The 16,966-nt window shown below is 60.4% G+C and carries 14 protein-coding genes and 1 tRNA gene; 1 reads left to right on the top strand and 14 read right to left on the bottom strand.

Annotation, left to right across the window (positions count from 1 at the left end):
• Together NH448_RS14410 and NH448_RS14405 are read right to left on the bottom strand one after the other, a co-directional pair.
• Window positions 1-537, bottom strand: a 537-nt coding sequence (locus NH448_RS14410) for an S-adenosylmethionine:tRNA ribosyltransferase-isomerase (RefSeq protein ID WP_253028921.1), incomplete at its 3' end; no start/stop codon positions are given.
• Window positions 538-723: 186 nt separating this feature from the next.
• Window positions 724-2,178, bottom strand: a complete 1,455-nt coding sequence (locus NH448_RS14405) for a DASS family sodium-coupled anion symporter (RefSeq protein ID WP_045992764.1) — start codon at window positions 2,176-2,178, stop codon at window positions 724-726.
• Between the two features lie 345 nt (window positions 2,179-2,523).
• Here NH448_RS14405 and NH448_RS14400 point away from each other — a divergent pair.
• Window positions 2,524-2,610 (top strand) — tRNA-Leu (locus tag NH448_RS14400).
• 413 nt (window positions 2,611-3,023) lie between these two features.
• Here the strand turns inward: NH448_RS14400 and NH448_RS14395 are convergent.
• The 12 genes from NH448_RS14395 to NH448_RS14345 form a co-directional block, all read right to left on the bottom strand.
• Entirely contained in the window at window positions 3,024-3,719 is a 696-nt protein-coding gene (locus NH448_RS14395; RefSeq protein ID WP_045992765.1) for an NYN domain-containing protein, read from the bottom strand.
• An 846-nt stretch (window positions 3,720-4,565) separates the two neighbouring features.
• Window positions 4,566-5,267, bottom strand: coding sequence for a SprT family zinc-dependent metalloprotease (locus tag NH448_RS14390; protein WP_108448529.1), 702 nt, complete (start codon window positions 5,265-5,267; stop codon window positions 4,566-4,568).
• Window positions 5,264-8,644, bottom strand: coding sequence for a type I restriction endonuclease subunit R (locus NH448_RS14385; RefSeq protein ID WP_045992767.1), 3,381 nt, complete (start codon window positions 8,642-8,644; stop codon window positions 5,264-5,266). Before NH448_RS14385 ends, NH448_RS14390 begins: the two co-directional genes overlap by 4 nt.
• 3 nt (window positions 8,645-8,647) lie before the next feature.
• Entirely contained in the window at window positions 8,648-9,835 is a 1,188-nt protein-coding gene (locus tag NH448_RS14380; protein WP_045992768.1) for a hypothetical protein, read from the bottom strand.
• 169 nt (window positions 9,836-10,004) lie between these two features.
• Entirely contained in the window at window positions 10,005-10,187 is a 183-nt protein-coding gene (locus NH448_RS14375) for a hypothetical protein (protein WP_045992769.1), read from the bottom strand.
• Complete coding sequence (locus NH448_RS23685; RefSeq protein ID WP_083970400.1) at window positions 10,184-10,453, bottom strand: DarT ssDNA thymidine ADP-ribosyltransferase family protein; 270 nt, start codon at window positions 10,451-10,453, stop codon at window positions 10,184-10,186. The genes NH448_RS14375 and NH448_RS23685 overlap by 4 nt, the downstream gene beginning before the upstream one ends.
• Before the next feature lie 195 nt (window positions 10,454-10,648).
• On the bottom strand, window positions 10,649-11,575 hold the full coding sequence (locus NH448_RS14370; RefSeq protein WP_045992770.1) for a hypothetical protein: 927 nt from the start codon (window positions 11,573-11,575) through the stop codon (window positions 10,649-10,651).
• Window positions 11,572-12,156 carry a hypothetical protein gene (locus NH448_RS14365; protein WP_083970401.1) on the bottom strand — a complete coding sequence of 195 codons (585 nt, stop codon included), beginning with the start codon at window positions 12,154-12,156 and terminating at the stop codon, window positions 11,572-11,574. The genes NH448_RS14370 and NH448_RS14365 overlap by 4 nt, the downstream gene beginning before the upstream one ends.
• The gene (locus NH448_RS14360) at window positions 12,156-12,338 is read right to left on the bottom strand and encodes a hypothetical protein (RefSeq protein ID WP_045992771.1); all 183 of its coding nucleotides are present in this window, start codon (window positions 12,336-12,338) and stop codon (window positions 12,156-12,158) included. The genes NH448_RS14365 and NH448_RS14360 overlap by 1 nt, the downstream gene beginning before the upstream one ends.
• 57 nt (window positions 12,339-12,395) lie before the next feature.
• A complete protein-coding gene (locus NH448_RS14355; RefSeq protein WP_052704346.1) occupies window positions 12,396-13,733 on the bottom strand; it encodes a restriction endonuclease subunit S in 1,338 nt (445 codons plus the stop codon).
• Window positions 13,726-16,167 (bottom strand): class I SAM-dependent DNA methyltransferase, encoded by a 2,442-nt coding sequence (locus NH448_RS14350; protein WP_253028920.1) that lies wholly within the window; start codon window positions 16,165-16,167, stop codon window positions 13,726-13,728. The genes NH448_RS14355 and NH448_RS14350 overlap by 8 nt, the downstream gene beginning before the upstream one ends.
• Before the next feature lie 275 nt (window positions 16,168-16,442).
• Entirely contained in the window at window positions 16,443-16,640 is a 198-nt protein-coding gene (locus tag NH448_RS14345; RefSeq protein ID WP_045992772.1) for an ADP-ribosylglycohydrolase family protein, read from the bottom strand.
• Window positions 16,641-16,966 lie beyond the last annotated feature (326 nt).

Below are 16,966 nucleotides of genomic sequence, written 5' to 3'. Positions count from 1 at the left end.
GGCGGTCGGCGCGGCCACCGCCCCGTCGCGGCGGGCGTAGACGGTCTGGTAGCGCTCGCGGTCGGACAGCTCGTCGTCGCGGGTGATGTACGGCGGCAGCGGCATATGGCCGTGGCGCTCCAGCAGCGCGATCATCGGGGTATCGCCGAGAAAGCGCAGCTCGAACAGGGCGTCGCGGCGGCCTTCGACCACCGCCTGGATGCCGCCCTCGAAGTGAAGCTCGGTGCCGGGCTTCGGTGACTTGCTCGAACGCAGATGGACCAGCCCCCGATGGGCGTCCAGCGGCCGTTCGAGCAGCATTTCCACCTTGCCGCCGCTGGTCTTGTGGCCGTGTAGACGGGCGGGGATCACGCGGGTGTCGTTGAACACCAGCAGGTCGCCTGGCTCGAGCAACTGCTCGAGGTCCGGAAAGCGGCGGTGGTCGAGGTGTCCGCTGGCGCCGTCGACACACAGCAGGCGGCAGTCGCTGCGAACGTCGGACGGGTAACGGGCGATCAGCTCTTCGGGGAGCTCGAAATGAAAGTCGGCGCGCTGCATGGGAATTCGCAAGTCGTCAGGCGGGATGAAGGATGCCAAAGGCGCACAAGGATACCGTTTCCTGACCGCCACGTCAGGAAACGGCGTCGATCTTCTGTCACGACCACGCCATCAGCGTCAGTCCGTTTCGGCCATCCGCGAGGCGGACAGCGCAGTCGGGTCGACGACCAGGGGCCATCGGGGTGGCTACCACAGCAGCAGAATCAGACCGTAGGCCATCAGCGTCACCACCACCGTACTGATCAGGTTGAGGGCAAAGCCGGCACGAATCATCGACTGGATCTTCATGTGACCGGTGCCGAAGACGATGGCGTTGGGTGGTGTGGCCACCGGCATCATGAAGGCGCAGCTGGCGGCGATGGCGGCCGGCACGGTGATCAGCATCACCGGCAGATCCAGCGACAGCGCCAGGGCGCCGAGCAGCGGCAGGAAGGCCGCCGCGGTGGCGGTGTTGGACGTCACCTCGGTGAGGAAGATGATGACCAGCACCACGCCGCCGATGATCGCCAGCACCGGCAGGGCGCCGAGGATCGACAGCTGGTTGGCGATCCACTCGGCCAGCCCCGACTTGCTGATCGCTCCGGCCAGCGCGAGGCCGCCGCCGAACAGCAGAAGGATGCCCCAGGGCAGCTTCACTGCGTCTTCCCACACCATCAGCGCCTCGCCGGAACGACGGCCGGAAGGAATCAGGAACAGCGCCATGCCGGCGACGATGGCGATGGTGGTGTCGGACAGCCAGGAGGCGCCCATGTCATTGAGCAGCGGGCGCAGGATCCACAGCGCCGCCGCGGCCAGAAACAGCAGGCCGACACGGCGTTCGGCGGCACTCATCGGGCCCATCTCGGCGAGCTGGTCCTTGATCAGGTTGTCGCTTTCACCCTTGCCGACCTTCAGCGAGAAGCCGCCGCGGGACAGCCACCACCAGGTCAGCGACATCATCACCACACTGATCGGTACCCCGACCAGCATCCACTGGGCGAAGCCCAGGTCGATGCCGCGGTCATCGGCCAGATAACCCGCCAGCAGAGCGTTGGGCGGCGTGCCGATCAATGTGGCCACACCACCGATGCTGGCCGAATAGGCGATGCCCAACAGCAGCGCGGTGGCAAAGCGGCGCAGCTCATCAGGGTCGGAATCCTCGAGCAGGCTCAGCACCGAGATGCCGATGGGCAACATCATGATCGAGGTGGCGGTGTTGGACACCCACATGCTGAGAAAACCGGTGGCGATCATGAACCCGGCGATCTGGCGCTTGGGCTCGCTGCCGACGACCTTCAACACGTGCAGGGCGATACGCTTGTGCAGGTTCCAGGTCTGCATCGCGATACCGAGCAGGAAACCGCCAAGAAACAGATAGATGATCGGATTGGCGTAGCTGGCCGCGACCTCCTTGATGCTGCCGATGCCCACCGCCGGGGCCAGCACCAGGGGGATCAGCGAGGTCACCGGGATCGGGATCGCCTCGGTGGACCACCAGCTGGCCATCAGCAGTGCCATGCCGACGCAGCCCCAGGCGGCCTGTGACATGTCGCCGGGCGGGGGCAGCACCAGGGTGGCGATCAACAACAGCGGACCCAGCACCAGCCCGATGCGGCTGGCGATGGACGGATGGGGAACGGCTTCATTGCGAGTGTCAGCCATGGGCGACTCCATTCTGGGCTGGACGCGGGTCTCGTTGACCAGGGGCTTGGTTGACCTGGGGCAGGCGGAGCGCAGTCTACCAAGGTCTAACCCGAGCGGGCGAGCGTCAAGACATGGAGGAATGACCCACCTGCCGCCAGGGTGCCGAAACCGACGGCCGGTGGGGCTTTGGCTGACAACGGCCGAGGCCGATCCCAGGTCGATGCTCGGCCGGATGCGGCGGGTGCCGCGCCCGACAGGGGCGGGAGTCGCCTCGACAACGGCGCCATCGGCCCCCGACAGGCGCCAGCGAGCGGCTCAGGGGAATTGACCTCTGGCGCCACCCACGTATAATCCTCGCCCGTTGCCGGTGTGGCGGAATTGGTAGACGCAGCGGATTCAAAATCCGCCGCTGGAAACAGTGTGTCGGTTCGAGTCCGACCACCGGCACCATTCCCAATGCAGTTCGTGTATTCCCTCCTTACGCTCGTTTTCCCCTATCTGCAGTTCCCTAGTTTCAAAGCCTGAACGCATGTCGCGATGAACGTCATGAGTCCATGCAACCGACTAAAGCCGACCAGTGGTTTGTGGCATCGAGATTTCGTCGAGTCGCAATGCCGTCGCTTGCATCAGTGACCATGCTTTTTCTGGTTGGGGAAATGTCATTGAGTCCGGGGTATGACCGAAAGTCTTTCCTGCTGGATCGAGTCGAAAGTTGCTTTTTTTGAAGCGAAAAGGTGTCGGCAATTGGTTGTGGTGTACTGAGTTTTTTTTGATGTGGTCATGAACTGAACGCCAGGATTCGTGGGTTCATTCAAACCGTCCTTCCCTAAGGCGATCGCTAGCAAGTGCCACTTGAGATTTACTTATGGCTGCTTTGGTTTGTTGGCTGAAGTTGGTCTAGGACAGGTGGTCCGTAGACCATCAATATGTTCATGAAGACCAGAAGGTATTTGCTGCCACATAGGGTCTAGAACGAAATCGATTCCTTCTCTGCGCGCTATCTTGGCTGCGGGGACGAAGTCCGCGTCACCAGCGATCAGCACTATCTGGTCGACCTGTTTCTTCAGGGTCAGGGAGGTCACGTCGACACCGATTCGCATATCAACGCCTTTCTGCCGTATGTCGATCTGAACATCGTCCTCGTCGATGTCATCGAACTTGATTTTCCCCTTCAGAAGCTCACGGATGACCTGTGGCTTGATGGTCCACTGGGCATCGTCCGATAGATGGCCAAGTCGCACCGCGAGCTTTCGCTTGCCGAGGAGTTCGGCGTGCAGTTCGGAGCGGAAGATTGCCTCATCGGTCTTCGAGAAATCGATCGCCATCTTGGTAATCGGATTGTGCATCTTCTTGGTCAAGGGAGGACAGTCGTAGAAGAAGATGCGATAGAGGTCGCGGCGAGGTCGCTTGGCCTTGCCGCCATTGCCGTCATGCAGGTGACTGACAGCCCAGCGGTGCAGGCAGTCAGCCGCCCGTTTCGCATCGTAGGCGTTCGCGGGCTCTATCCGGCGGAAGCGCTTGATGAAGTAGGCGCCGTCCACGAGTATCGCTGTTGGCACGTTCCGTTCTCCAGAAACAAAAACGCCCCAGGGCTCGGCTCATCCCGGGATGTATGGGATGGCTTACTGCCAGGGGCGTGGATGCCCGAATCATAGGATCGGGAGTGGTGAGTGTCAAGATCGCCTGAGCCGCGCCCTAGGCGTGTCGCGGCTCTGTCCGTAGTGGGTTAGAACTCGCCAGCTTGGCCGACGAGCAACCTCCCGAGAGCATAGTGCTTTCAGGGGGGCGACCTCAGAGAGTCAGCAGCATGAGACGATCCAGAGCTATCCGGGGACTTCACCCAGATCCAGGCGGCCTGACGCCAATGACCTACTGATCCGAGCTTAGATGACCTGTCAGGTGGACCGACGAATGGGGTCCACTTCAGCCGTCCGGGGACAAATCGCTTGGATAGCGATCTTCATCTAGGACATAGCTATCCAGGTGATCGTAGCGATGCAGCCTTGTGGCTAAGATGTCCTAGTTCGCTACCCAATCAGGAGTGACACTTTAGTAAAATCTGTTTCTCTGTATTTATTATAAGCTATTGATTTTATTAAAAATAATCCGCTGTAAACAGTGTGTCGGTTCGAGTCCGACCACCGGTGCCATTCCCATCAAGTGTGTATCTCTCCCTTCTCGTGGCGTGGTATCTGTCAGTACCTAAGCGCGTTTGTGTAACCTAGCTGAATCATGTCCGACGTTGCCTGCACGGCGTCCGCAGTTCCCGTCAGGTTTCTCGTCTTTCCTTGCTGCCAACGTCCTGATCGGGGCGCCGAAGCTGAGTCCAGCCGAGCCCATCATCGCTGACCCCGTTCCGCCGTCGCTGACACGGTGCGTCTGCGGTTCAAGCTGTTGGCCTGGCTCTACACCCCCTCCACCTCGATACCGTGACGGGCGAGCCAACCCTTGCGCTGTTCATAGTCCGGCATGGCGCGTTCGAGGCGCCGCCAGAAGGCCTGCGTGTGGTGGGGCTCTCGTAGGTGGACCAATTCGTGTACGACGACGTACTCGGCGATATGGCGTGGCAGCAGGATGGTCTTCCAGTGAAAGTAGACCCGATTGCCCTTGCCGCAGGACCCCCAGCGGTAGCCCAGATCCTGCACCGTCACGCCGGCCGGCTCCACGCCCATCCGCCGAGCGTGCTCCTTCACCTTGGCAAGGAGCCAGGCGGTGGCGCGGGTGGTGTACCAGCGGATAAAGTGCTCGCGGGCGTCGGGCAGCGCATCCTGGCGTAGCTGAAAACGCCCGTTGACGAGCTTGAGAGGGGCGCTCTGGGCGTCCGTGGCCACCCGCTTGAGTCGGTAGCTTCGACCCAGGTACAGAAAGCCCTCGCCGTTGACGTATTCCTTCTGCGGCAGCCGGCGGCGCTGCTCCGCCTTCTGCGCCAACTTGCGGTAGATCCACAACCGCTTCTCGATCACGAAGTCGCGCAGCAGACGTTCATCGGTGCCGCTAGGCGCCGCAATGACCAGCTCGCCGTCGCGGTCCACGGTGATCTCCAGCGTCTTGCGGCGCGAGCTCTCGCGCACCTCGAAGGTGAGATCGTCCACGGCCAGCTGCGTCATGCGTGTACCAGCTTATGGTGGTTGCTGCGCGCCAGGTCGAAGAGCCGCTCGGCCGTGGCTTCGGCCTGATCCATCGAAACGAGGCTTCCCATCATCAGCTGACTGAACAGGTGCTGTTTGAGGCGCTCCTGGTCCGGGACATGGGAGGGCTTCCAGAAGTCGGGGATGGCGATCTCCTGCTGGATCGTGGCGACGATTTCCTCGGTGGCGTCGAGCAGTGTCTGGGCGGTGGCAGCGTTCATCTTTGCTACCTCCAGGCCAGCACTGGCGACCAACTCGCGCCAGAAGGGTTCGGCGTAGGCGGGCATCTCGGGGATCGCCTCGCCATCGACGCTGGCGCCGTCACGCAGTTGCTGGATCAGCGTCTTGAGTGCCTCCACCTGCTCGGCCCACTGACCATCGAGTTGGTCGAGCAGCTCCTCCAGGCGCTCGCTGAGGCGGCCGTATTTCACCGGGTCCTCGTCCAGATGCTTGCGTACGTGGGAGCGCACCGCGTGCTCCATCTCCGAGGCCTTGGCACGGTCGCCCACCTGGCGATTCAGGTGCTCGTCGAACTCGGCGTCGGTGAGCTGAACCGGCGGGATGCGGGGGTCGATGCCGAGCGAGATTACGTAGTCGTCAATCAGTTTTCGCACCTTGTTGCCGATGTCGCGGCCAAGCTCCGGGGTGTCCTTGTAGCGATTGCGCGCCAGGGCGTGGATATAGGCGAGGCGCTTGGCGTCGTTGACGAACTCGAGTCCCTCAGGGCGCGGCAGCACCTCATCCAGACCACGATTGAACTCCTTGAGCTTGACCAAGAACTCGGCGCGCACCCGCTCATCGGCCAGCGCCTGTAGCGCTTCCTCGACGTCGTCCAGGTCATCCACGCCCTGGGTACGTAGCACGTCGATCACCCGCAGATGACGGTCGCGCAGCAGCGGGATCTCGTCCTTGAGACTCTGCAGGGCGCCCTCGATGTCTTCTTCGCTGTAGGCGGCCAGCGCTTCCTTGAGGTGATTGGCCACGCCGAAGTAGTCCACCACAATGCCGTGGGTCTTGCCGAAACCGGTCCGATTGACGCGAGCGATGGCCTGCAGCAGCTCCGCCTCTCGCAGTGAGCGATCCAGGTACATCACGCCCTCGATGGGGGCGTCAAAGCCGGTCAACAGCATGCTTTTTACGATCAGGAAAGCCAGTGAATCATGCTTGGCAGGGTCCTTGGGCGCTTCACCCGTGAGCGGCGGCAGCGGCTTCTTGAAGCGCTTGATGTGGTTCTCGACGGCGGTTCGATCGCTCCATCTGGCCCAGGCTGAGTCATCGTTGTTGCCGCTACTGAAGACCACGGCGAACTCCAGCTCTCGCAGCACCTGGCGGTAGCGCCAGGCCTGGATCGCGGCCTTGACTCGCAAGGGCCGGCTCAAGAGTTGGGTATCGTCCAGCGCCTTGTCCTCGGGAGAAAGCGCCATGGCTTCCTCAAGAAGCTCAACCTTGGCCCGCTCGAGAGCCTCGAAGTAGCGCAGCGCCGCCCGGCGGCTATAAGACACCAGTTGGGCCTTGTAGCCGTTGGGCAGGATGTGGGTGACGTAGTGGCGCAGGATGTCCCTTGCCTTCTCCAGGATCAATTGAGGTGCCTCGAAGATCTGTCCCTTGGTGGCGTACTTCTTCTCTATCGCCTCCAGCTCTTCCTTGCTATGGGCGCGGAACAGGTCTTCGAACAGGCCGTCAAGGCTGGCGCCGTCCTTGATTGCCCCTTTGGCGGTGCGTCCTTCGTAGAGGATAGGTACCGTGGCACCGTCCTGCTCCGCCTCCTTGATGGTGTAGCGGTCGATGTACTCGCCGAAGATGTCGTGGGTGCGCTTCTTGTCGCCCATGATGATGGGCGTGCCGGTGAAGCCGATGCGTGCGGCGTTGGGCAGGGCGCGCATCATATTGGCGTGCAGGTCGCCGGCCTGGGTGCGGTGGGCTTCGTCCACTAGGATCAGGATGTCCTCGCTGGTATTGAGTACCTCGAAGGGCTCGCTGAGGGAGGGTTTCCTCGGGGCGCCGACGCTCGTCGAGGCCTCCCGTTCGGCGGCATCTTGCCGACCGCTGTCCAGCCCTGGTGAGGCGCAGGTGTAGACCTTAGAGGGCTGTTCATCCTCGCCATCGGGTTCGTCGTCCGAGTCCCGGTACTTCTGGATGGTGCCAAACACCAGGCCCGGGCCGTCGCGTGCCAGCAGCTTCTGGAGCCGGGCGGTGTTGCCGGCCTTGTCGACGCTCTCGCCGGTGAGTTCCGCCGTCTCGGACAGTTGCTTCTGCAGGTCCTTGCGATCGGTGATTACCACCACCTTGAAGCGGCGCAGCATCGGGTCAGTGCGCAGCTTGCGCACCAGAAAGACCATGGAGAGGCTCTTGCCGCTGCCCTGAGTGTGCCAGACAATGCCGCCGCGGCGGTCGGATTCACCGTCCTGGCGGCGCGTCTTGCCATGTTTTAGTCGCTCCACGGCGCGGGTCATGCCGCGAAACTGCTGATAGCGGCACACCAGTTTGATTTCCTGCCCACCCACCTGCATGAACAGGGTGTAGTGACGCACGATATCGAGCATGTTGGCCTTGGTCAGCATGCCGGCAACCAGGCGCTGCTGAGCGGAGAGATCCGCCACCCCGAGATCGATGGCCACCTCCGCCTCGCGCTGTGGTGTCACCGTCTTCCAGCTCAGATAGTGGGTGAAGCGGGCGCCAATGGTGCCTACCCGCGCCTCATCGAAGTTGCTGGCGACCAGAAACTGGCTGGTGGCGAACAGCGCCGGTGCCCCTTCGTGCTCCTCGACTTCATTTTCCACAAAACGCTGGTCGTGATAGCGGCGTAGCTGGTCTACCGCCTGGCTGAGTCCCTCCGGTACGGTGCGGCTCTTGCACTCCACCACCACCAGCGGGATGCCGTTGACGAACAGCACCAGGTCCGGGATCACGTGACCCTTGGCCGAGTCGTGGCCAGGCGGGCACTTCACCTTGAACTGATTGACCACGGTGAAGGTGTTGTTGAGGGGCTCGTCCCAGTCGATGAAGCGCAGGGTCTGGCCTCGGCCACCGTCCCAGTCCTCGAGTCCCTCGACGGCCAGGCCGTTCAGCAGCAGCTCGGTTCCAAGCTTGTTGGCCTCCAGCACCTTGCTGGCCGGTAGGCGGGTGATCGCTGCGACTGCCTGATCCAGACGCGCCTCGTCGAGCCAAGGCTCGCCATTGCGCAGATTGATTCTCCGCAGGCGCTCACGCAGCACTGGCTCCATGACCACCTGGGCGAAGCTTTCGCGGTGGGTGACGGCCGGATCATCCAGCGATCCGACCAGGTGCTGCCAACCCTGGCTCACCAGTTGGTCGATGAAGGGCTTCTCTACGTCCGTGTATTCGGGTCCTGCCATGCGTTACCCCTGTTTGACCATCGCCTTCAGCCGTGGGCGGAAGGCGTTGACGAAGTGGTTGAGCTGCTGCGCCAGCCAGGCACGGCACTCGTTGTCGTTGGTGAATTCGCCAAGTCGTGCGTAACAGGCGAAACCGAGCCGCTCAGGGTCATCCTGAAGGCGTTCCTGGGTGCCGCCAGGCAGTTCGGCGAGGATCTGTGCGCGCTCTTCGTTCAGCGTATCGAGTATTTCCGGAAGCTCTGACTTCTTTCCTGCGAGGAACACGCCGCAGATGTCCTCTCCCATGGAGCGATAGGCGGTGAGCCAGAGGCCTGGGTGGGGAAGAGGAACGCGGATATGGTTGCGGGGGCGATAGACCGGAGGCTCCTGCTCGGGATCATCGAAGCTTAAGCGGGTGAGGGACTCCCACCAGGTGCGCTCATCGGTCACCGAAGCAGATTCGCTGCCACTCTCGGCCCCGTCGTCGTCGGTGATGTCACGCAGCACGCGGCTGTCGCCAGTCTGGACATGAACGAAGGTTCGCTCGATGGTTTCCGTCTTGGCGACCACACGAGGCTGTATCGCCAAGCCCTGGTCGCCGAACTCGTAAAGCGCCACCTCGACGAGCCCGAAGCTGAAGCCCAGTGCAGCGTTGCGGGTGATCAGTTCGGCCATGCCGCTGATGCCTTCGCGGATGCCGTCACCGGCGATCAGCAGCAGGAAGCGTCCCTCGCGCAGGGCGCGGGCGGTGGCGTCCACGAAGGCGGCTTCGTCCAGGTCTGGCTTGAGCTCCCGGGCGGCCTCGAAGGGCGCATTGCCCTTGAGGCCGCTCGCCGCCGCGACCCGACGTTGCAGGTCGGCGTAGCTCCACTGGGACACGGCCCGGGCGTAGTCGAGGATCTGGGCGATCACCTTGCGCCGCGCCTCCGGGTTGCGCCACAGCTTGCACTCCACCAGCGTCAGCCTGCCACAAGGGCTGATAAAGACGGCGTCCACCGGGCCTGCCTCGGTCGAGAGTTCGGTACACAGCGGCACCAGCGGGGCGAAGGAGGGGTCCACCTCCTCAATCGGCAACAGATCCGGGTGGCTGGCGAGAAGGTCACGCAGCCAGGCCTCGTTGCGGCCATCGGTGAAGCCTAGTGGTGCCCGCCGAGCCGTGGTGAAGGCGCTGTTCTCGTCCTGTCTGAAAAGGATATTGCCGTAGGTCGGCATAGACCGGTCCGTTGTCGTTATGGGTTCGTCAGCGCCTTGGCTTCGATCGCCGCAGCGGATCGAGGTGACCATATCGGTAGTCTGCCGCTGGCGTGACGCCTGGCCCTGGTGCGCGAGACAGCCGTTCATTCAGAGGCATTGATTCGATTTGAACGAGCCGCCAGGGTGGCTAGGCCAAGGCCCGGGTCGGGTGTGCCATACCGGTAAGCCGCTCCAGCGCCAGCGCTATCAGACCATCGGAGAACAGGCGCAGCTTGCGCTGGCCGGCCACATCGTCGGGCCAGTGTTGCAGACCTTCCTTGATCGCCTCTACGTCGGCCTCGATCAGATTGCCACGGGTGTATTCAATCATTGGAAGAACCAGTTGGGTCGTGTCACCACCTTCAGCGGAAGCTTGAGTGCCGCTACCTGAGCTTCTACGGCGTCTCGCACGTCATCAGTATACGTGCCAATGCCAAGCAGTGCCGAGGCCGGCAGGTGGTGATGCACCAAGGCTTCGGCCTGGTAGCGCTCAGTCTTCTCCGGATCCTCCGGGTCTCGACGGAAGTCCTGCGCCTGCAGCAGCGGCCATGGCACGAACTCGGCAAGATCATCTAGCCGGTTGCTGAAGCGGGCCAGCGGTAGATAGGCGTCGAACTCGGGTGACCCACTAGCCGATCGGTTAAGGGATTTTCGACATCCGTGTACTCAGGACCTGTCATTGTTGCAGCTCCAAGGCGATTAGCGTTCCCTGATGGTAGGCAATCCGGTGCCCCTCGGGAAACAAGCTGCGACTGGATGGGTGGAGTGGCAAGCCGAGCACTGACGGCATTCTCAGTCCAATGTCTGATGAGATGACCAGGCAGGTAGCTCTAGCAGCTTATAGCGTGGCCGACCACGTCCAGCCTGGGTCACCAGCATCTTAGCCTCGACCTTTTCACCGCGATGGTCGTTGATGATATCTGGACTTTCTACGCCGGGGCCAATTTTCGCTGTCAGCCATTCTTTGTTGCCTTCGATCTGGAATTCGCAGCTGCCCTTATGAGGCAGGGCGCCTCCAAATTTAACCGATATAACTTTTTCGTTTTCAGAAAGGTACTCTGTGCTTAGTCTCTCGAGACTTCGCTTGACTTGACTCGCATCCTTGAAGCGGAATGATTTCTTAGCGTGCATTAAAGTGCAAACGGCTTCATTGTCATTTAGCACGCTTACAAAGCTGCGAATCTTGTCAAGAGCACGCTGGTCCATGTCAGCAGCGGCTTCCGCTAGTTGCTCATCATCGACTCCGACACTGCCATCTAGTAGGCTTCGAGTTGCCTCTAGTGCTAGTGCAACTGTACTGTCTTCGTCTAACTCAAGTTGGGTCGTTGATTCCTCGAGTTGAAAACCGAAAGATCCTCGTGCGGTGCCGGTGATCATCATTTGATACTGCTGACGGTTAGGCACCGGCCCAGTAGGCGCTAAGGTTGCATGAAGAGAGGCACCTACAGCGGTGATTGCTTCGGAAAATGCAGCCAGCGCTTTGGTTGCAAAATCAGCAAGAACCCCTTCCGAGCCTGCTACTGGTCGTCCATTGAATGTCAGAACGGCCTTGGTTAACTCTCGCTCCGGTAGGGTAGTCTCTGCCAATAGCTCAGCAACCTCTTCCAGGCGGATCTCCAAACTGGCCCTATCTAGAACGCGATCTTCAGGGATCTTGTCTAGCATCGCCTGGAGTGCATTTCGTTCAGCCTGCAATGCCACATATTCTTGATGGTTCATGCAGTGACTCCCGGATACTTCATTTCTTCAAGCGCGTGCCTTGCGCGCGAATCTGGCGATAGGGGTAGTTGGACAAATCCTTTCCAAGTGCTATTTCTACGGTGAGACCACATGCTGTACCAGTAAGACGTTTGTGCGACAAGGTCGGCAGGAGAAAGTGCAAGGGATACCAGATAAGCATCCACTTGATACTTGCGCTTGATAGCGAGCTTCGTGCTTCTGGTCAGACCGATAATCTCATCATAACGATCTTTGATCTGTAGTTGAGATATGGTTCCAGGAAACTCTATAAAACTGACTACATCAATATCATTAGGTGAGCGGCTTTCCAGTGCCTCAACGTGCTCCAGATAGCTACCATCCAGCCACTGAAAGCCTTGTGTCAGTCCCGCATCGTGTAGGCCTTGCCTGTAATTCAGGAAGCCATCGAGTATTTCGATGCGTTCCTTGGATGTGCCGAAGCGTTGGACAAGATCAATGAGCGAAACCGCATAGGGAGAGCGGGACGGAGATGTCGGACTGCCGGCATCCACGGGAGGCAGGACGCCCTCTGTGGTCCAATCAGGAATCGATACTATCATCAGTTAGCTTCCCTGCAGTCTTGCGTAAGTTGTGTCCTTTCCATTTTAGTTGTCTGATTGGCCCTACGCCATGCATTACCCCACACCCAACAGCGCTGGAAGTCGGGGAGCTGGATCTTTCCGGTGATGATTTCCTTGAGCAGATCGGGAAGCGAGCGCTTGGTGCTGTCGAAGGTGGTCATGGCAGTTCCCTGGGCGGTGTCGTCCTGGTGTTGTGATGTTGTGGCAAGCGCCCCGGTCTATGCCGGGGTGGTGGCCTGGACCTGTTCCAGTAGCGGCGTAACGCGGACGCGGCCGGTCAGGAGGTCGTCCATGAGGCCTTGTTTTTTTGATTTCAGCTTATCTAACTCTTCTTTTTGGGTTGACAAAAGATTGAGAGACTTATTGATCCTCTGGGAAATGATTTTTTGCTCTCCAAGGGGAGGGCAAGAAACAATGATTTGCTTCAGGCTTGTAGTGTTTACCCTTTGTAGGGTCACACCTTGCGTCCATTTTCGACTCTGCTTGGCAAAAATATCAGAGTTCATAAACAACATTAGGTAGTTGTTGGTGGCTAAATTTTTATTAGGCCTTAAACGGAAGCAGTCTGCCTTGTTAATTGCTTTAGGTAGACCGGATGGATATAGACATGCTCTCCCAGCGGGGTGCGTGCCATCGCCTAAAGAAGCAACTAATAAATCTCCTGGGTTGACTGTGTTCTTCGATAATAATGCTGCATGATCATTTTTAATAAAGGCGCAGTCGCTGTCGTCATAGTCAAAAGGGGTGATGTTTTGTAACCTGATGACTCGAATTCCAGGGACGGTGATATAATGCTCTGTTTTTAGATTTGACCCAAACGGACCATCGACGATAGAAGAAGACAAGTGACCAATTGTCTTGATTTTCCACTCCCTCGGAATCAACCCCAGAGGCGATTCCTGATAAAGCTCCGGCGCTTGCTCGGGGCTGGGGCGTAGCCGTCCATTTTCGTCGATGCCTCGGGTCAGCAGGTCGTGGAGCAGGCTCTCCTTGACCTTCTCCAGCTTGGCGATCAGCGCCTCGGTCTTCTGGATCTGGGTGTCGAGGGTGTCGAGGATATGGACGATGAGTTTTTGCTCATTTTGAGCGACAGGAGCATAGATCTTTGCATCAAGGTAATCCTGAAATTTCAGGTTGATAATGCCCGTAGTTTGCTGCTGGAACTGCAGAATATCTGGCTGCCGATAAAATCGAAGCAAAGCCCAATGGAGAAATCTGGGCTCTACACCACTAGCCGGACGGAGGGCTTTATAGAAGTTCGAGGTGAGAAAAGGTAGTTCACCACCCTCATTAAAAAAGAATGCGACTCGCCCCACTGGCTTCTCTGGGCTACCGCCAGAGGCCTCCAGCATGATGTCGCCTCGCTGTAAGCGCTTCGTCTGGACAATGGCTGGCGAAATCTTCCTCAGAGCACCCTGACCATTGATTCGTCCGTCAGAATCAATATCTGTCGCCCGAAGCACACGTGCATTACCCGGTGAGGGAGGCGCCCCCCACTCACCCGCATAGCTGGTCTCCAGAAGGTCTCGGATTCGCCGATAGGTCCACTCAGACATACCCCAGCCCCTCCAGATACTGCTTAAGCTCCTTGGCGGCGGTGTCGCGCTCGGCCTCGATATCGGCCAACGTCACCCGGTACTTGTCCCACCAGGTCTCGAAGGCAGAAATCACCTGCTGGCGCTGCTGACGGATATAGCGCTCGAGGATGCCTTTGAGGTCGTTGTGCAAGATGCTGCCCACCAGCGCGGCGGCGGTGGGCTCGTTCAGGGCGTCCACGGCCTGGTTCAGGCGCGTCTCGAAGTTCGCAACCTTGGCCTTGTGTTGCTTGCGCACCTGGGTGCGCTCGCTCTTCCAGGCCTTGATCTCGGCCGGGGTGGGGGCGTCGTCGTCCTCGCTTGATGCCGCTTCGTCGCCGTCGTCGCCGCTGTCGCTTCCATCGGGCTTGGCCTCGGCGGCCTTGATGCGGGCGTCCAGCTCGGCCTTGCGGGCGGCGAGTTGCTCCAGCTCGGTGACGTAGTCCTCCAAGAGAAAGTGCACCAGGCGGTGATCCAGCGGATTGGCCTTGCTCTGCTCATCCTCCAAGAGGCTACTGATGCTGGTGCGCCAGGCATCCACCACGCCGAGGCAGCCACGGGCCTGGAGGGTGCGGAACTCGTTCTTGTTGTCGAACCAGAAGCCGGCGATGATGCCGCGCACCGAGAAACGGTCGAGCATGGCGGTGGGTTCCAGGGCGGCGGTAAAGCTGCCCAGCAGTTCGTCGCGCAGTTGCGTCAGCCGCCCGCCTTCGGCGGAGAGGTGGGTGATGCTATCGCCGTGTTCGGCCCACCAGGTCTCGAAGGCGGCGATCACGCTGGCTTCCTTGGCCTTCAGGCCCTCGTTTCGCTCGATGGCAGGCTTGAGGTCGCGCTTCTCTTTGTAACGCTCGGCGAAGTCCACATAGTCGGGGTCAGGCTTTTCACAAGAGCCGCGCGGTATAAAGAGCGCCATGGGGTCCAGGCCCTGGGCGTCGAACAGCGCGCGCTTGGCGTCGATCTCCTTGACCGGTACACCGCCCTCGAGGTGGGCGCGCACATCCTGGGGCTCCGGCGGCGGGGTGTTGTCGGCGTAGCGGCGGATATTGAGGTTGTAGTCATTGTCGCGCAGCTCCTCGAGCGGCACGATTCGAGCGAAGCCGGGCACCTCGGAGAACGCCTCGAAGGTGCTGGCGATCTTCTCGATATGCTCCGGCAGCAGGTGGTTCTGGGCGCGGCCCTCGTGATATTCCCTATCGGCATTGATAAACAGTACCCGGCCCTTGCGCTCCTCGGGCTTGGCACCCTTGGCACGCAGTACCAGGATGCTGGCGGGGATACCGGTGCCGTAGAACAGGTTGGGTGCCAGGCCGATCACCGCTTCTATCAGGTCGTCCTCGAGTAGGCCGGCGCGGATGCGCTTTTCGTCACCGCCGCGAAACAGCACGCCATGAGGCATGACGGTGGCCAGCATGCCGTCGGCCTTGAGGCAGGCGACCATATGCTGCAGGAACATCAGGTCGGCCTTCTTGGCGCCCTCCGGCACGCTGCCGTAGTGGAAGCGCTCGGGGAAGTGCTGGCTCGGCGTATAGCCGATGGAGAAGGGCGGGTTGGTCAGGATGCGGTCGAAGCGCACCAGTTCGCCACCCTCGACGTGCTGCGGGTCGGTCAGGGTGTCGTCGTTGCGCAGGTCGGCGCTGCCGATGCCGTGCAGCAGCATGTTCATCTTGGCGATGGCCCAGACCGAACCGGAGGCCTCCTGGCCGAACAGGTTGAGTCGGCGTGGGTCGCCGCCCTGTTCCTCCAGGTACTCCTTGGACAGAATCAGCATACCGCCCGAGCCCATGCAGGGATCGTAGACGCTGTGATCCTCCTGGGGATTCATCAGCCGCACCATCATGCGTACCACGGTACGTGGGGTGTAGAACTCGCCGCCCTTCTTGCCGGCGGAGTCGGCGAAGTCGCGGATCAGGTACTCGTAGGCGGCACCCAGCAGGTCGGGAAACTCGAAGTCCTCGTTGCGCAGCCGGTACTCGCTGAAGTGGGTGATCAGGTCGCGCAGCTTCTTGTCCGGCAGGGTGGTAGACCCTACCTTGCGGGTAAAGTCGATATGCTCCAGTACCCCGGCAAGGCTGGGGTTATGCTCCTCCAGACCGGCCAGCGCCTTGTTCAGCGCGTTGCCGACACCCTGGTGGGCTTCCTTGAGAAGAAACGACCAGCGGGCCTGCTCAGGGACGAAGAAGGTGGCCTTGTACCAGCTAGGCATGTCGATGACGTGGGCAATGTCGATATCGCTCTTGCCGGCGTGCTTGAGCTGCTCCCGGACTTCCTCTTGACGCTGCTCGAATACGTCCGAGCAGCGCTTGAGGAACAGCATGCCAAAGATGTATTCCTTGAACTCAGAGGCGTCCATGCGCCCACGCAAGATGTCGGCGGCCTTGAACAGGTGCCGTTCCAGCTGGTTGAGGGTGAGGATCATGTACTGCGATTCCCTGTCTGATAAGCCGACGGCCTTGTGCCGCCGTGTCGATGGGGGCTATCTCATCAAATTTGGCAACGGAAGGCTATGCCAGTGTGTTGGATGTCTGGTGAACCTCTGCCGTGGCTCAGAAAGCGCTTTGCCGTCGCCAACAACCCGATGCCTCGGACTGGCCGTGCAGACGGCGGGGTGGGCAGTGAAATCGCCCCGCTATGCACTGGACCGTCCGACGGATCGTCCAAACCCGGGTCAGCGCATCGTGAGGGGCAGTCGTTTCATGACTCCCCGCCGCCTGCGTGTCGGGGGGCGAGTCCGGAGTGGAGCGCATCGCCCATTGTGGCGATGGTCTCGCGCAACTCCAGTGCACCCAGCCAGCTTGCGGGAATCGCTGCCTCGTCGTGGATAGCACCCAGCAGGTTGCCGGCGATGGCGCCGGTGGAGTCGCTGTCGCCGTCATGGTTTACGGTCAGCACGAAGTCGTGGTCACAACCGCCGGCGAGGCTGGATCCGGCGTCGTTTCGGTAAGGAGTACTTCCAGGCTAGCCGAGCAGGGGGGCGATGAAATCGACCGCCTTATCCGCTCAAGATGTTCAAAGCACTCAAGCCTGATTCGAAGACATGCACCGCACGGTTCTCCGTCGACAGCGGTGACTGGGCGTGCTGATGTTGTATCCCAGGTTGGTGGTCCTGTCTTCGTCTATTTGCCTTCTTTTTCCTCGGTGTTTGTAAGTAATAGTCCTTTCTTGTATCCCCCATGCTCGTAGGGTGCCGCCGAACAATACGGCTAGGCTGAAAGTTG

The organism is Halomonas sp. OfavH-34-E (assembly GCF_024124525.1).
In the GTDB taxonomy this organism is placed as follows: domain Bacteria; phylum Pseudomonadota; class Gammaproteobacteria; order Pseudomonadales; family Halomonadaceae; genus Halomonas; species Halomonas litopenaei.
This window is presented reverse-complemented; position numbering and strand designations above follow the sequence as displayed.

Excerpts from the sequence above, each read along its gene's own strand:
- NH448_RS14365 (WP_083970401.1), bottom strand. The coding sequence starts at position 12,156 with ATGATAGTATCGATTCCTGATTGGACCACAGAGGGCGTCCTGCCTCCC.
- NH448_RS14360 (WP_045992771.1), bottom strand. The coding sequence starts at position 12,338 with ATGACCACCTTCGACAGCACCAAGCGCTCGCTTCCCGATCTGCTCAAG.
- NH448_RS14385 (WP_045992767.1), bottom strand. The coding sequence starts at position 8,644 with ATGGCAGGACCCGAATACACGGACGTAGAGAAGCCCTTCATCGACCAA.
- NH448_RS14390 (WP_108448529.1), bottom strand. The coding sequence starts at position 5,267 with ATGACGCAGCTGGCCGTGGACGATCTCACCTTCGAGGTGCGCGAGAGC.
- NH448_RS14380 (WP_045992768.1), bottom strand. The coding sequence starts at position 9,835 with ATGCCGACCTACGGCAATATCCTTTTCAGACAGGACGAGAACAGCGCC.
- NH448_RS14370 (WP_045992770.1), bottom strand. The coding sequence starts at position 11,575 with ATGAACCATCAAGAATATGTGGCATTGCAGGCTGAACGAAATGCACTC.
- NH448_RS14375 (WP_045992769.1), bottom strand. The coding sequence starts at position 10,187 with ATGATTGAATACACCCGTGGCAATCTGATCGAGGCCGACGTAGAGGCG.
- NH448_RS14405 (WP_045992764.1), bottom strand. The coding sequence starts at position 2,178 with ATGGCTGACACTCGCAATGAAGCCGTTCCCCATCCGTCCATCGCCAGC.
- NH448_RS14350 (WP_253028920.1), bottom strand. The coding sequence starts at position 16,167 with ATGATCCTCACCCTCAACCAGCTGGAACGGCACCTGTTCAAGGCCGCC.
- NH448_RS14355 (WP_052704346.1), bottom strand. The coding sequence starts at position 13,733 with ATGTCTGAGTGGACCTATCGGCGAATCCGAGACCTTCTGGAGACCAGC.